The organism is Streptomyces sp. DSM 40868, assembly GCF_011820545.1.
Lineage (GTDB): Bacteria > Actinomycetota > Actinomycetes > Streptomycetales > Streptomycetaceae > Streptomyces > Streptomyces eurythermus.
Genome location: NZ_CP050504.1, coordinates 3,896,365 through 3,911,253, shown reverse-complemented (window position 1 = coordinate 3,911,253; position 14,889 = coordinate 3,896,365). Strand labels below are relative to the sequence as shown.

The window sequence follows — 14,889 nt, the reverse complement described above, 5'->3', positions numbered from 1 at the left end:
TTAGGACAGCAAGGACAGCGATGCCCCCCAACACCACCGCCACAACGGGTGACACCGCCACCACGGGTGCCACGTCCGTCAAGTCCGGCAGGAAGAAGGGGCGCAAAGCCCGACTGATCGTGCTGGTGCTGGTCCTGGCCGTCATCGGAGGCATCGCCTACGGGGCGTACTGGACGATCAGCACCGTCCGCGCCTCCTTCCCGCAGACCACCGGCACGCTCCGGCTCGACGGCCTGTCCGGCCCGGTCGACGTGAAGCGGGACGGCTACGGCATCCCGCAGATCTACGCCTCCTCGGACGCGGACCTGTTCATGGCGCAGGGCTACGTCCAGGCACAGGACCGGTTCTACGAGATGGACGTGCGCCGGCACATGACCTCCGGGCGCCTGTCGGAGATGTTCGGAAAGAGCCAGGTCGAGAACGACGAGTTCCTGCGCACCCTCGGCTGGGACCGGATCGCCGAGCAGGAGTACGAGACCAAGCTGTCGCCCGCCACGAAGAAGTACCTCCAGGCCTATGCCAAGGGCGTCAACGCCTACCTCCAGGGCAAGAACGGCAAGGACATCTCCCTGGAGTACGCGGCCCTGGGCCTCACCAACGACTACAAGCCGCAGAAGTGGACCCCGGTCGACTCCGTGGCGTGGCTGAAGGCGATGGCCTGGGACCTGCGCGGCAACATGCGCGACGAGATCGACCGCGCCCTGATGACCAGCCGCCTCGGCCCGCAGCAGATCCAGGACCTGTACCCGGCCTACCCGGCCGGCCGCAACAAGCCGATCGTGCAGGAGGGCCAGTACGACGAACTGACCCAGGCCTTCGAGCAGAGCGGCGCCACGGGCACCTCCGGCAGCACGGGCACGACGGGCACGACGGGCAGCACGGGCACGACCGGTACGACCGGCGCCACGGGTACTACGGGTACTACGGGGACGACCGGCACCACGGGCGCGACCGGCACCACCGGCGGCCTCACCGGCTCCTCCCAGGGCACGGCGGGCACCTCCGGCACTGCCACCGGAACCGGCGGCGGGTCCACGCTCAGCGGCCAGCTGGGGGGCCTCACCGAGGTCCTGGACGACCTGCCCACGGCCGTCGGCGTGAACGGCCAGGGCATCGGCTCCAACTCCTGGGTGGTCGCCGGGAAGCACACCATCACCGGCAAGCCGCTGCTCGCCAACGACCCGCACCTGTCGGCGTCCCTGCCGTCCGTCTGGTACCAGATGGGCCTGCACTGCCGGAGCGTCTCCGACAAGTGCCAGTACGACGTCTCGGGCTACACCTTCGCCGGCATGCCCGGTGTGATCATCGGCCACAACGGCAAGATCGCCTGGGGCCTGACCAACTCCGGGGTCGACGTCACCGACCTCTACCTGGAGAAGGTCAGCGCGAACGGCTACCTCTACGACGGCAAGGTCCGCCCGTTCAAGACCCGCGAGGAGACGATCAAGGTCGCCGGCGGCAAGTCCAAGACGATCGTCGTCCGCCAGACCCAGGACGGGATGCCGCTGCTGTCCGACCGTGACGACGAACTCGTCCAGGTCGGCAAGAAGGCCACCGTGAACACCGCCGCGCCCGACCGCGGCGACGGCTACGGCATCGCGCTGCGGTGGACCGCGCTCGACCCGGGCACCACCATGGACGCCGTGTTCGCGCTGGACAAGGCGTCCGACTGGAGCGAGTTCCGCGCGGCGGCGGCCCAGTTCGACGTGCCCTCGCAGAACCTGGTCTACGCCAGCACGGACAACCACATCGGCTACACGCTGCCCGGCCGGATCCCCACCCGCTCGCAGAAGGACACCGGCGCCCTCCCGGCACCGGGCTGGGACCCCCAGTACCGCTGGACCGGCTTCATCGAGCAGGACGAACTGCCCTACGAGTACGACCCCGAGCGCGGCTACATCGTCACCGCCAACCAGGCCGTGGTCGACCCGGAGAAGTACCCGTACACGCTGACCACCGACTGGGGTTACGGCACCCGCAGCCAGCGCATCACCGACCTGATCGAGTCCAAGATCAAGGGCGGCGGCAAGATCTCCACCGACGACATGCGGCAGATGCAGCTGGACAACAGCAGCGAGATCGCCAAGCTCCTGGTGCCCAAGCTGCTGAAGATCAACCTGTCCGACCCCGAGGTCCGTCAGGCGCAGAAGCTGCTGGAGGGCTGGGACTACACCCAGGACGCCGACTCGGCGGCGGCGGCGTACTTCAACGCCGTCTGGCGCAACGTCCTCAAGCTGGCCTTCGGCAACAAGATGCCCAAGGAGCTGCGGGTCAAGGGACAGTGCCTGTGGGTCGACAAGATCGACAGCACCGGCCCGGTGGACGACGACACCAAGGTGCGCGAGTGCGGTCAGCGCGACGCCGACCAGGCGCAGCCGGACGGCGGCGACCGCTGGTTCGAGGTCGTACGCACCCTGATGGACAAGCCGGACAGCGACTGGTGGAAGGCGCCCAAGTCGGGCACCCGCCCCGGCGCGGCCAACCGCGACCAGCTCTTCGCCCGGGCCATGATCGACGCCCGCTGGGAGCTGACCGCCAAGCTCGGCAAGGACATCGACACCTGGAGCTGGGGCCGGCTGCACCGGCTGTTCCTGAAGAACCAGACGCTCGGCACCGAGGGCCCCAAGGCCCTGCAGCTCCTGCTGAACCGCGGCCCCTGGAAGCTCAGCGGCGGCGAGGCCGCGGTGAACGCGACCGGCTGGAACGCGGCCGGCGGCTACGACGTGGTCTGGGTGCCGTCCATGCGGATGGTCGTCAACCTCGCCGACCTGGACAAGTCGAAGTGGATCAACCTGGCCGGCGCCTCCGGGCACGCGTTCAACGCGCACTACACCGACCAGACCGGCAAGTGGGCCGAGGGCGAACTGCTGCCCTGGTCGTTCTCGGGCAAGGCGGTGGACAAGAGCACGAGCGACACCCTCGTCCTCGAGCCGTGACCTTGACGGCACCCCGCTGAAAACGGCCCTCCACGCGCGCGTGGAGGGCCGTTTCCGTCACACACGGCGGGTACTCCGGGTCAGCCGCCCGGGAAGCGGCGCACGCCCGACGGCGTCACCACGGCGTGCACCGGCCGGTCGTGCGCCTCGGCCGGGACGCGGGCGACGACCTCCGTGTCGTAGAGCAGCACCACGAGCAGGGGGTGCGCGCCCGCGCGCTCCAGCCGGGCCAGCACCCGGTCGTAGGAGCCGCCGCCGCGCCCCAGGCGCATCCCGCGCGTGTCCACCGCGAGACCGGGCAGCAGGACGACGTCCGCGCCTGTCACGGCGTCCGGGCCGAGGCGCGTACCGGAGGGTTCGAAAAGCGCCATCTTCCCGCTGTGCCGGATTCGTTCGAGCGAGTCCGGACCGGTGTACTCGCCCCAGTCCAGGTCGTTGTCGGGCAGCAGCGCGGGGAGCAGTACACGCACCCCTCGGGCGCGGAGCGCCTCCAGCAGCGGGAGGGTGGCCGGTTCCCCGCCCACCGAGACGTACGCCGCCACCGTCCGCCCCGTGGCCAGCTCGGGCAGCTCCAGGGCGTGCGCGGCCAGCTCGCGGCCCGCCTCGCGGATGTCCGCCGCCGTCAATCCGATCCTCGCGCCGAGCAACTCCCGCCGCAGCGCGCGCTTGCCGGGATCGCTCGCGGCCCCGTCGTGTTCCACCGGCCGTCCTCGCACCTCTCGTCGTGCCGCTCATATGAGCGGTTAGTCGCCCGAGCCACAGTTTCCGCACAAAGGCACCGGATATTGTGGCGGGCATGACTCAGTCCCACCCCAGGATCAGCAAGGCTGTCATTCCCGCAGCCGGCCTCGGCACCCGGTTCCTGCCGGCGACCAAGGCCACTCCCAAGGAGATGCTGCCCGTCGTAGACAAGCCGGCGATCCAGTACGTGGTCGAGGAGGCCGTGTCGGCGGGGCTCGACGACGTCCTCATGATCACCGGGCGCAACAAGCGCCCGCTGGAGGACCACTTCGACCGCAACTACGAGCTGGAATCCGCGCTGGAGAAGAAGGGCGACGCCGAGCGGCTCGCGAAGGTGCAGGAGTCCAGCGACCTGGCCACCATGCACTACGTCCGCCAGGGCGACCCCAGGGGACTCGGTCACGCCGTGCTGTGCGCCGCCCCGCACGTCGGCCACGAACCCTTCGCCGTCCTCCTCGGCGACGACCTGATCGACCCCCGCGACCCGCTGCTGCGGCGCATGATCGAGGTCCAGGAGCGGCACGGCGGCAGCGTCGTCGCGCTTATGGAGGTCGCCCCCGAGCAGATCCACCTCTACGGCTGCGCCGCCGTGGAGGCCACCGCCGACGGCGACGTGGTGAAGGTCACGGGACTGGTGGAGAAGCCGGACCCGGCGGACGCCCCGTCCCGCTACGCGATCATCGGCCGCTACGTCCTCGACCCGGGAATCTTCGGCATCCTGCGCGAGACCGAGCCGGGCCGCGGCGGCGAGATCCAGCTCACCGACGCCCTCCAGCAGCTCGCCCAGGACGAGAAGGTCGGCGGCCCCGTGCACGGCGTCGTCTTCAAGGGCCGCCGCTACGACACCGGCGACCGCGGCGACTATCTGCGTGCCATTGTCAGACTCGCGTGCGAACGTGAGGACCTGGGCCCGGACTTCCGGACCTGGCTCCGCAGTTACGTAGCCGAGGAGATGCAGCAGTCTTGAGCAGCGCCGCGACCCGTCCCGCCGGCCCGGACGACCTGTGGTCGGTGGACGAGCACCTGGACGACATCCTCGCCACCGTCCGCCCCCTGGAGCCCATCGAGCTGCAACTGCTCGACGCCCAGGGCTGCGTCCTGGTGGAGAACGTCACGGTGCCGGTCTCCCTGCCCCCGTTCGACAACAGTTCCATGGACGGGTACGCGGTGCGGGTCGCGGACGTCGCCGGCGCCAGCGAGGAGTTCCCGGCCGCCCTGGAGGTCGTCGGGGACGTCGCGGCCGGCGCCGCCGATCCGGTGCGGGTCGGTCCCGGGCAGGCCGCGCGCATCATGACCGGCGCCCCGCTGCCGCCCGGCGCCGAGACCGTCGTCCCCGTCGAGTGGACCGACGGCGGGCTCGGCGAGGGCCCGGCGAGCGGCATGCGGGCGCGCAGCCTGGCCCCCGAGGGCGCCGAGGGGCAGGTGCACGTGTACCGGCCCGCCGAGGCACGCGCGCACGTGCGGGCCGAGGGCAGCGACGTACGGGCCGGCGAGCTCGCCCTGGAGGCCGGTACGGTCCTCGGCGCGCCGCAGATCGCGCTGCTCGCCGCGATCGGCCGCGGCACGGTCCGGGTCCGCCCGCGCCCGCGCGTGGTCGTGCTGTCCACCGGCAGCGAACTCGTCCAGCCCGGCGAGCAACTGGCCCCCGGGCAGATCTACGACTCCAACAGCTTCGCCCTCACCGCCGCCGCGCGGGACGCGGGCGCCATCGCCTACCGGGTGGGCGCGGTCGCCGACGACGCCGAGACGCTCCGCACCACCATCGAGGACCAGCTCATCCGCGCCGACCTGATGGTGACCACCGGCGGGGTCAGCGTGGGCGCCTACGACGTCGTCAAGGAGGCGCTGTCCTCCGTCGGCGACGAGGACGAGGCGGGCGGCGGCGTGGAGTTCCGCAGGCTCGCCATGCAGCCCGGCAAGCCGCAGGGCTTCGGCACCATCGGCCCCGACCACACCCCGCTGCTGGCCCTGCCCGGCAACCCGGTGTCCTCGTACGTCTCCTTCGAGCTGTTCGTCCGCCCCGCCATCCGGGCCCTGATGGGCCTGACCGGACTCCACCGGCCCCGCACCCGGGCCACGCTGAAGGCGGACGCGGCGCTGCGCTCGCCCCGGGGCCGCCGCCAGTTCCTGCGCGGCCGGTACGCCGACGGCGAGGTCACCCCGGTGGGCGGAGCCGGATCCCACCTGATCGCGGCGCTCGCCAAGGCCGACGCGCTGATCGTCGTCCCCGAGGACACGGAGTCCGTGGAGCCCGGCGGCGAGGTGGAGGTCGTGCTGCTCGGCTGAGGCACGCGCGCGTGCCGTCCACAGGACGATCCTGGTCCGCTGTCCGGTCCGGCTTGGCGGTACCGTTGCGCGCACAGCAGGCCCGCGCTCCGCACCGCGCGGGCCCGGACCGGGAGCGCCACAGCATGAGTACGCAGGAACGGCTGACGCACATCGACGAGGCGGGTGGGGCCCGCATGGTCGACGTATCCGGGAAGGACGTGACCGCGCGCACCGCCCGCGCCAGCGGCCGGGTCCTCGTCTCACCGCGCGTGGTCGAGCTGCTGCGCGGCGAGGGGATGCCCAAGGGCGACGCCCTGGCCACCGCGCGCATCGCCGGGATCATGGGGGCCAAGCGGACCCCGGACCTGATCCCGCTGTGCCACCCGTTGTCGGTGTCCGGTGTGACACTGGATCTGTCGGTCGCGGACGACGCCGTGGAGATCCGGGCCACCGTGAAGACCACGGACCGCACGGGCGTCGAGATGGAGGCCCTCACGGCGGTGACGGTCGCCGCGCTCACCGTGGTCGACATGGTCAAGGCGGTCGACAAGGGGGCGGTCATCACGGACGTGCGCGTGGAGGAGAAGACGGGCGGCAAGTCGGGCGACTGGAGCCGGGCATGAGCTACCGCGCCCTGGTGATCACCGCGTCCAGCCGGGCCGCCGCCGGCGTCTACCCGGACAAGGGCGGCCCGCTGGTCGCCGACGGCCTCATGAGCCTCGGTCTCGACGTGGCCGGGCCGCGGGTCGTCCCCGACGGCGCCCCCGTGGAGGAGGCCCTGCGGGCGGCCGTGGCGGACGGGTACGACGTCGTGGTCACCACCGGCGGCACCGGCATCTCGCCCACCGACCGCACCCCGGAGGCCACCCGAGCGGTGATCGACCACGAGGTGCCCGGCATCGCCGAGGCCATCCGGGCCCACGGACGGCAGAAGGTGCCCACCGCCGCGCTGTCCCGGGGCCTGGCGGGCGTGGCCGGCCGGACGCTGATCGTGAACCTGCCCGGGTCGACCGGCGGGGTGCGCGACGGCCTGGCCGTGCTGGAGCCGCTGCTGGTGCACGCCGTCGACCAGGTCCGCGGCGGCGACCACCCCAGACCCGGCAGTGGGGGTGCGAGCTGAACAGCCCTTCCTGGCCCGTCGTGCTGGCGGACGGCGAGGTCGTCCTCCGGCCGATAAAGCTGCGCGACCAGCGGGCCTGGCGCGAGGTGAACCGGCGCAACCGCGACTGGCTGCGCCCCTGGGAGGCGACCATCCCGCCGCCCGCGCCGAGCGGGCCGGTGGCGCACCGGCCGACCTACCGTCAGATGGTCCGTCACCTGCGCTCCGAGGCGGGGGCGGGCCGGATGCTGCCGTTCGTCATCGAGTACCAGGGGCGGCTGGCCGGGCAGTTGACGGTCGCCGGGATCACCTGGGGCTCGATGTGCTCGGGGCACATCGGGTACTGGGTGGACGAGGCGGTGGCCGGGCGCGGGGTGGTGCCGACGGCGGTCGCCCTCGCGGTGGACCACTGCTTCCGCACCGTCGGCCTGCACCGTGTCGAGGTCTGCATTCGCCCCGAGAACCGGCCGAGCCGGCGCGTGGTGGAGAAACTCGGATTCCGCGAGGAGGGGCTGCGGCCGCGCTATCTGCACATCGACGGCGCCTGGCGCGACCATCTCGTCTTCGCGCTCACCGCGGAAGAGGTGCCCGACGGTTTGCTCACGCGGTGGCACCGGGCACGCTCCCAGCGGGCTCAGCGCACCGAGAGCCCATGAATTGAAAATATGTTCGATTATTGAAAATCGCATCGTCGCGAAAAATGCTGGAAATATCAGCCAGATCGTGCGACACACCGGCCCAATTGGCGGATGGCCTCACGCAAACCCCTCTACCGTGTGAGGCGTGAGCAGCAGCGGCCTCATCTACGCAGTCATTGTCGGGGCCTGGGCCGCCTACTTGGTGCCGATGTGGCTCCGTAGGCAGGACGAGCTGAACGAGGCCCGTCCGACGGAACGCTTCAGCACCGCCATCCGGCTGCTTTCCGGACGGGCGGGCATGGAGCGCCGGTACGCCAGGGACCTGCGGGCGCGCTCCGCCCAGGAGGGGGAGCCGGACGCCGTCGACCCGGACGCCGTCACCGACTCGGTGGACGTCCGGGCCTTCGCCGTGCCTCCGACCCGCCGTCAGGAGAGCCCGGACGCCGAGCCCTTGGACGACGGGCCGGAGGCGGTCGCGGACGCCGAGCCGGCCCGCGACGAGCCCCCCGCACCCGCGCCCGACCCCGCCTCCGTGCCCGCCCCGCAGCGTGAACCGGTGGCACGGCGCGCACCCTCGGCGCAGACGGCCGCCGCACGCGCCCGGCGCACGAAGGTACTCGCGCGCCGCCGGCGCACCACGGTGATGCTCTTCCTCGCCTTCACCCTCGGCACGGTCATCGCCGCCGTCGGCGGGCTCGCCTTCCTGTGGGCGCCCGGCGTCCCGGCCGTGCTGCTCAGCGCCTACATCGCCTATCTGCGGGCGCAGGAACGGCGTCGCTTCGCCTACCAGATGGACCGCCGCCGCGCCGAGGCCGCCGCCCAGCGTCTGCGGGAACGCCGGCCGCGCACCCGGGCGTCCCTGGAGGAGGACACCGGCGCGGACGAGGCGGACCCGGGCCAGGAGGCGGGCACGGACGACGCGGAGCTGTCCGCGCTCGCCGCCGACCGGCGGGCGCTCGTGGAGCAGACCGACCACGCCGAGTGGGTCGACCAGCAGCGCGAGCGGCAGCGGCGGCCCGGGCACGGCGAGAGCTGGGACCCGGTGCCGGTGCCCCTGCCGACGTACGTCACCGCGCCCGTCGCCCCGCGCGCCACCTCCGACGTGGACCTCGGGGCGCCCGACACCTGGAGTTCGGCACGGTCCAGCGCGGTCGTGCCGGGGCAGGAGGCGGGCCGTGCGCCGCGGGACGGGACGGGCGAACGCCCCGAGCCGACCGCGGCGGACAAGCCGGCGGACGGCCGCGGGGAGGCCCGCCCGCAGTCGCGGACCCGCTCGCGCGGCGGCGGCCCCGCCGCGGCCCGCCGGGCACGGGAGCGCGGCCGTACGCCGCTGTTCGACCAGTACGAGGACGGCGACCGGCCCCGCGCCGCCAACGAGTGACCTCGGTCACCCCCGCCCTGACCAGTCAGGGAGCGGATTTCCAAGCACCCGGATCGGGATGCTAGAGTTTCACTCGTTGCAAGGGCCTGTGGCGCAGTCCGGTAGCGCACCTCGTTCGCATCGAGGGGGCCAGGGGTTCAAATCCCCTCAGGTCCACTGCACGATGAGATCCCGTCGGTCATCACGACCGGCGGGATCTTCGTCGTTTCCAGGGCCGGGGCCAGGGGTGCCGGATGGCACCCCCGGTGCCCAGGGTGCCGTGGTTCACAGGCGCTTGGCGTAGCAGAGGCTTTCCTCGTGGTGGCGGTAGTAGCCGAACTTGGCGCACGGCTCGTAGCCACTGGAGGTGTACAGGGCGATGGCCTCCGGCTGCTTGGTGCCCGTCTCCAGGACCATGCGGACCCGGCCGGCCGCGCGGGCGTCCTCCTCCAGGGCCGCGAGGATGCGGCGGGCCAGGCCCCGGCCGCGCATCTCCTCGATGACGAACATGCGCTTCAGCTCGGCGTCGCCGTCCTCGTTGCCCTCGTCGTTGTGGTCCTGGCTGCGCCAGCCGCCGGTCGCCACCGGGCGGTCCCGCTCGTCGTACGCGATCAGGAACACGCCCCGGGGCGGGTCGAAGTCCTCGGGGGCCAGGACCGTGGCGTCGCCCCCGTCGCCGTAGCGCACGTGGTACTCGGCCTGGACCTCGTCGTTGAGCTTGACGGCGTCGGGGTGATCGAAACGGACGCGACGTATATTCATGCTGGGCATCGTACTTCTATGCAGTCGGGGGCGGTCCCGGGTTTTCGGACCCCGACCAGTGTGCCGGTATCGTGCCGGGGTGCTGACTGTGACCACCGTGAACGTGAACGGGCTGCGGGCCGCCGCCAGGAAGGGCTTCGTGGAGTGGCTCGCCGGGACGGACGCGGACGTCGTCTGCCTCCAGGAAGTGCGCGCCGAGCCGCACCAGCTGCCCGAGGAGGTCCGGCAGCCCGACGGCTGGCACGTCGTGCACGCCCCGGCCGCCGCCAAGGGCCGCGCGGGCGTCTCCCTCTACACCCGGCGCGAGCCCGACCGGGTCCGGGTCGGCTTCGGCTCCGCCGAGTTCGACGGCAGCGGCCGGTATGTGGAGGCCGAGCTGCCCGGCGTCACCGTAGCCTCGCTCTATCTGCCCTCCGGCGAGGTCGGCACCGAACGGCAGGACGAGAAGGTCCGCTTCATGGCCGAGTTCCTCGTCCACCTCCAGGAGCTGCGCGAGCGTGCCGCCGCCGACGGGCGCGAGGTGCTGGTCTGCGGCGACTGGAACATCGCCCACCGCGAGGCCGACCTGAAGAACTGGCGCGGCAACACCAAGAACTCCGGCTTCCTCCCCGAGGAACGGGACTGGCTCGGCCGGGTGTTCGCCGCCGGGGAGGGCGGGTACGTCGACGTGGTGCGCGCGCTGCACCCGGACATCGAGGGGCCGTACAGCTGGTGGTCCTACCGCGGGCGGGCCTTCGACAACGACTCCGGCTGGCGCATCGACTACCACGTGGCCACCCCCGGGCTCGCCGGCCGGGCGGTCAAGGGATTCGTGGAGCGGGCCGCCACGCACGCCGAACGCTGGTCGGACCACGCGCCGGTGACCGTCGTCTACGACCTCTAGGGGACCTCGGGCGCCAGGGGGCCTCGGGGCCGTCTCAGTCCCGCTTGTTCAGCCGGCGGTCCAGGGCCAGGGAGAGTTCCGCCTCCACCACGCTGCGGGCCAGCGGGCGCAGCCGCCGCAGGTCGTCCTCGGGGGCGTGGCGCGAGATCACGTCGGCGAACAGGTCGGCCAGCGCCTCGGCGTGCTCGCGGACGCGGGCGGCGGCGGCCAGCACCTCGGCGAGCGGGATGCCCTCGCGCACCAGCGCCGAGGAGACGTCCAGCAGCCGCCGGCTGATGTGCACGATCTCGTCGCCGTCGGTGCCGAGGTAGCCCAGCTCCATCGCGGCGGCCAGGTTCTCCGGCGTGACCTCGCCCTCGAAGCGGGCGGCGAGTTCCTCGGGGGTGAGGCGGACCGGCTCCTCCTCGGTGGGCGGGCCCACGCCCAGCAGGTCGGCGACATCGCGGCCCTGGTCCAGGGCCTCGGCGAGTTCCGCTATACCGCTGAGGGTGTGCCCGCGCTCCAGCAGGGCCGCGATGGTGCGCAGCCGGGCCAGGTGGTGGTCGTCGTACCAGGCGATACGCCCCTCGCGCCGGGGCGGCGCGAGCAGCCCCCGCTCGCGGTAGAAGCGCAGGGTGCGCACGGTGATGCCGGCCAGCCGGGCCAGCTCCTCCATGCGGTACTCGCGCGGGCCTTCCCTGTGCTCTGCGTCCTCTGCCACGCCCGCAGCCTAAGGTGTACCCCCGGTAACTTTCCCTTCCCCGCCCCCTACCGCTCGGTACGGAGCTGCTCTACAGTCCCATTGCGCCAGTGTTCACTGGCACAGTTCCTAGGTGATGCGTGGAGGCTTCGGGATGGCCGAGCACGAGCATGTACGGGTGGCGGTGATCGGGTCCGGGTTCGGCGGGCTGGGGGCCGCCGTGCGGCTGCGCCGGGAGGGAGTCACCGACTTCGTGGTCCTGGAACGGGCCGGCAGCGTCGGCGGCACCTGGCGGGACAACAGCTACCCCGGGTGCGCCTGTGACGTGCCCTCGCACCTGTACTCCTTCTCCTTCGCGCCCAACCCCGACTGGCCGCGCACCTTCTCCGGGCAGCGGCACATCCGCGCCTACCTGGAGCACGTCACCGACCTGTTCGGGCTGCGCCCGCACATCCGGTTCGACTCCGAGGTCAAGCTGATGACCTGGGACGACGACAACCTGTGGTGGACCATCGAGACCACCCGCGGCACCCTGCGCGCCGACGTCGTCGTCTCCGCCACCGGGCCGCTGTCCGACCCGAAGATCCCCGAGATCCCGGGCCTGGACTCCTTCCCGGGGAAGGTGTTCCACTCCGCCCGCTGGGACCACGACTACGACCTGCGCGGCAAGCGGGTCGCCATGATCGGCACCGGCGCCTCCGCGATCCAGATCGTGCCCGCCATCCAGCCGAAGGTCGGCCGGCTCACCCTCTTCCAGCGCACCCCGCCGTGGGTGATGCCCCGCGTGGACCGCGCCATCAGCGGGGCCGAGCGCTGGCTGCACCGGCGGCTGCCCGTCACCGCGCAGGCCCGGCGCGGGCTGCTGTGGGGCATCCGGGAACTGCAGGTGCAGGCGTTCACCAAGCACCCCGACGAGCTCGGGCTCGTCGAACAGCTCGCCAAGCGGAACATGGCCCGCTCCATCAAGGACCCCGCCCTGCGCGCCAAGCTCACCCCGGACTACCGGATCGGCTGCAAGCGGATCCTGCTGTCCAGCGAGTACTACCCGGCGCTCGCCCGGCCCAACGTGGACGTCGTCGCCGGCGGGCTCGCCGAGATCCGCGGCTCCACGCTCGTGGCGGCCGACGGCACCGAGGCCGAGGTCGACGCGATCATCTTCGGCACCGGTTTCCACGTCACGGACATGCCCATCGCCGAGCGGGTGGCCCGCGCGGACGGGACCACGCTCGCGGAGACCTGGAAGAACGGCATGCGGGCGCTGCGCGGCGCCTCGGCGGCCGGGTTCCCGAACTTCATGACGGTCATCGGGCCCAACACCGGCCTGGGCAACTCCTCCATGATCCTGATGATCGAGTCCCAGCTGAACTACCTGGCCGACTATCTGCGCCAGCTCGACGTCCTCGGCGGCCGGACCGCCCTGGACGCCCGGCCCGCCGCCGTGGACGCCTGGAACGAGCGGGTCCAGGAGCGGATGAAGCGGACCGTGTGGAACACCGGCGGCTGCACCAGCTGGTACCTGGACCCGAGCGGCCGCAACACCACCATCTGGCCCGGCACGACCACCGAGTTCCGGCGCGCGACCCGGCGGGTGGACCTCGCGGAGTACGAGGTGATCCGCAAGCCCGCGCCGGTGACCGGCCGCAAGAGCGAGGCCCTCGCGTGAGCCGCCGCACCCCTGCCGTCACCGGCCCGTACGACCCGCCGGTCCCCGCCCGCACCCTGACCGCCGTCTCCGCCGACGGCGCCCGGCTGCACGTCGAGGCGCACGGCCCCGAGGACGCGCCCGCCGTCGTGCTCGCCCACGGCTGGACCTGCTCGACGGTGTTCTGGGCGGCGCAGATACGGGACCTGGCAGCCGCCGGTCACCGGGTGATCGCCTACGACCAGCGGGGGCACGGGCGCAGTCCGGCCAGTCCCGTGTGCACCGCCGAGGCGCTCGCGGACGACCTGGAAGCGGTGCTCGCGGCGACCCTCGCGCCCGGGGAGAAGGCGGTGATCGCCGGTCACTCCATGGGCGGCATGACGGTCATGGCCGCCGCCGGGCGCCCGGGCTTCCGGGAGCACGCCGCCGCCGTCCTGCTGTGCAGCACGGGCAGTTCACGGCTGGTCGCCGAGTCCCGCGTGGTGCCGTTGCGGGCCGGGCGCGTGCGCACCTGGCTCACCGGGCGCGTCCTCGGCTCGCGCGCCCCGCTCGGACCGGTCACGCCGGTGGCCAGGAGCATCCTCAAGTACGCCACCATGGGCCCCGGTTGCGCCCCGGACCGGGTCGAGGCGTGCGCGCGGATCGTGCACGCCTGTCCGCGCGCGGTGCGCCACGCGTGGTCGAAGGTGCTGGCCACGCTCGATCTCGACCACGGCGTAAGGCGGTTGACCGTGCCCACCGCGGTGCTGTGCGGCACCTCCGACCGGCTCACGCCCCCGGTGCACGCCCGCGCGCTGGCCGCCGCGCTGCCGCACTGTCTCGGCGTCACCGAGCTGACCGGCGTCGGCCACATGACCCCCGTCGAGGCGCCGGAGACGGTGACCGGCCGCATCCGTGAACTCGTCGGCACGTATGTCACGGGGCCCGCCCCCGTGCGGATCAAGGAGGGCGCATGAGCAGGGTGAGCCTCGAAGGACAGGTCGCGGTCGTCACGGGAGCCGCGCGCGGCGTCGGCGAGCTGCTGGCGCGCAAACTGTCCGCGCGCGGGGCGCGGGTGGCGCTGGTCGGGCTGGAGGAGGAGGCGCTCAAGGAGGTCTCCGGGCGGCTGCACCACGACAGCGCCTACTGGTACGCCGACGTCACCGACCACGAGACCATGAGCCGGGTCGCGCGGGAGGTGAAGGAGCGCTTCGGCAAGGTCGACATCGTGGTCGCCAACGCCGGTGTGGCGACCGGCGGTCCGTTCACGGACTCCGATCCGGTGGCCTGGCGGCGGGTGATCGAGGTCAACCTGATCGGGTCGGCGGTGACCGCGCGCGCCTTCCTGCCGGTGCTGGCGGAGAGCCGGGGCTATCTGCTGCAGATCGCCTCGCTGGCCGCGCTCACGCCCGCGCCGATGATGACGGCGTACTGCGCCTCCAAGGCGGGCGTGGAGGCGTACGCGCACAGCCTGCGCGCCGAGGTCGGCTACCAGGGCGTGCGGGTCGGCGTGGCCTACCTGTCGTGGACCGACACCGACATGGTGCGCGGCGCCGACCAGGACGACGTGATGCGCGAGCTGCGGCAGCGGCTGCCCTGGCCGTCGAACAAGACCTACCCGCTGGGTCCGGCGGTGGACCGGCTCGTCGCCGGGATCGAGCGGCGCTCGGCGCATGTGTACGGGCAGTGGTGGCTGCGCGGCATGCAGGGGGTGCGCGGGTATCTGCCGGCGCTCATCGGGACGGTCGGGCAGCGGGAGATGAAGCGGTTCGCGCCCCGGCTGCGGGGGATGTCCTCCGGGCTCGTCGGCGCAGGTGGGGCGGCCGACGAGGCGGCTCGCGCCACGCACCGTAACTGATCGACATGCGGAGGGTGTTGGCCCGTGTGAATCTGGTCGAGGCC

General features: G+C 72.5%; 14 protein-coding genes and 1 tRNA gene. 12 read left to right on the top strand and 3 right to left on the bottom strand.

Annotated elements, in window-relative coordinates; genetic code table 11:
- Positions 1-20: 20 nt before the first annotated feature.
- Positions 21-2,936 carry a penicillin acylase family protein gene (locus HB370_RS17600; RefSeq protein WP_030779118.1) on the top strand — a complete coding sequence of 972 codons (2,916 nt, stop codon included), beginning with the start codon at positions 21-23 and terminating at the stop codon, positions 2,934-2,936.
- A gap of 80 nt (positions 2,937-3,016) precedes the next feature.
- Here HB370_RS17600 and HB370_RS17595 read toward each other — a convergent pair whose 3' ends face one another.
- Complete coding sequence (locus HB370_RS17595; protein WP_030779116.1) at positions 3,017-3,637, bottom strand: 5-formyltetrahydrofolate cyclo-ligase; 621 nt, start codon at positions 3,635-3,637, stop codon at positions 3,017-3,019.
- A 95-nt stretch (positions 3,638-3,732) separates the two neighbouring features.
- Here HB370_RS17595 and galU point away from each other — a divergent pair, with 95 nt between their 5' ends.
- From galU to HB370_RS17560, 7 genes are all read left to right on the top strand, one after another.
- Positions 3,733-4,644 (top strand): UTP--glucose-1-phosphate uridylyltransferase GalU, encoded by a 912-nt coding sequence (gene galU / locus HB370_RS17590; protein ID WP_030779113.1) that lies wholly within the window; start codon positions 3,733-3,735, stop codon positions 4,642-4,644.
- The gene (gene glp, locus HB370_RS17585; protein WP_030779109.1) at positions 4,641-5,963 is read left to right on the top strand and encodes a gephyrin-like molybdotransferase Glp; all 1,323 of its coding nucleotides are present in this window, start codon (positions 4,641-4,643) and stop codon (positions 5,961-5,963) included. Before galU ends, glp begins: the two co-directional genes overlap by 4 nt.
- 125 nt (positions 5,964-6,088) lie before the next feature.
- On the top strand, positions 6,089-6,568 hold the full coding sequence (moaC, locus tag HB370_RS17580; RefSeq protein ID WP_030779107.1) for a cyclic pyranopterin monophosphate synthase MoaC: 480 nt from the start codon (positions 6,089-6,091) through the stop codon (positions 6,566-6,568).
- On the top strand, positions 6,565-7,065 hold the full coding sequence (locus HB370_RS17575; RefSeq protein ID WP_030779104.1) for a MogA/MoaB family molybdenum cofactor biosynthesis protein: 501 nt from the start codon (positions 6,565-6,567) through the stop codon (positions 7,063-7,065). Before moaC ends, HB370_RS17575 begins: the two co-directional genes overlap by 4 nt.
- 20 nt (positions 7,066-7,085) lie before the next feature.
- On the top strand, positions 7,086-7,700 hold the full coding sequence (locus HB370_RS17570; protein WP_030779101.1) for a GNAT family protein: 615 nt from the start codon (positions 7,086-7,088) through the stop codon (positions 7,698-7,700).
- 127 nt (positions 7,701-7,827) lie between these two features.
- Complete coding sequence (glpR, locus tag HB370_RS17565; protein ID WP_030779098.1) at positions 7,828-9,063, top strand: gephyrin-like molybdotransferase receptor GlpR; 1,236 nt, start codon at positions 7,828-7,830, stop codon at positions 9,061-9,063.
- A gap of 82 nt (positions 9,064-9,145) precedes the next feature.
- Positions 9,146-9,219, top strand: a tRNA-Ala gene (locus tag HB370_RS17560).
- A 108-nt stretch (positions 9,220-9,327) separates the two neighbouring features.
- Here the strand turns inward: HB370_RS17560 and HB370_RS17555 are convergent.
- Positions 9,328-9,804 carry a GNAT family N-acetyltransferase gene (locus HB370_RS17555; protein WP_030779095.1) on the bottom strand — a complete coding sequence of 159 codons (477 nt, stop codon included), beginning with the start codon at positions 9,802-9,804 and terminating at the stop codon, positions 9,328-9,330.
- A gap of 79 nt (positions 9,805-9,883) precedes the next feature.
- On the opposite strand from HB370_RS17555, the gene HB370_RS17550 reads away from it, so the two are divergent.
- A complete protein-coding gene (locus HB370_RS17550; RefSeq protein WP_030779092.1) occupies positions 9,884-10,687 on the top strand; it encodes an exodeoxyribonuclease III in 804 nt (267 codons plus the stop codon).
- Positions 10,688-10,721: 34 nt separating this feature from the next.
- Here the strand turns inward: HB370_RS17550 and HB370_RS17545 are convergent, their stop codons facing one another.
- Positions 10,722-11,342 (bottom strand): MerR family transcriptional regulator, encoded by a 621-nt coding sequence (locus tag HB370_RS17545; RefSeq protein WP_030779089.1) that lies wholly within the window; start codon positions 11,340-11,342, stop codon positions 10,722-10,724.
- Positions 11,343-11,520: 178 nt separating this feature from the next.
- Here HB370_RS17545 and HB370_RS17540 point away from each other — a divergent pair, with 178 nt between their 5' ends.
- From HB370_RS17540 to HB370_RS17530, 3 genes are read left to right on the top strand one after another with little or no spacing between them, the layout of a single operon-like run.
- Entirely contained in the window at positions 11,521-13,029 is a 1,509-nt protein-coding gene (locus tag HB370_RS17540; protein WP_030779086.1) for an NAD(P)/FAD-dependent oxidoreductase, read from the top strand.
- Entirely contained in the window at positions 13,026-13,964 is a 939-nt protein-coding gene (locus HB370_RS17535; protein WP_030779084.1) for an alpha/beta hydrolase, read from the top strand. Before HB370_RS17540 ends, HB370_RS17535 begins: the two co-directional genes overlap by 4 nt.
- Positions 13,961-14,845: an SDR family oxidoreductase gene (locus tag HB370_RS17530; protein WP_030779082.1), complete on the top strand. Its 885-nt coding sequence runs from the start codon at positions 13,961-13,963 to the stop codon at positions 14,843-14,845. The genes HB370_RS17535 and HB370_RS17530 overlap by 4 nt, the downstream gene beginning before the upstream one ends.
- Positions 14,846-14,889 lie beyond the last annotated feature (44 nt).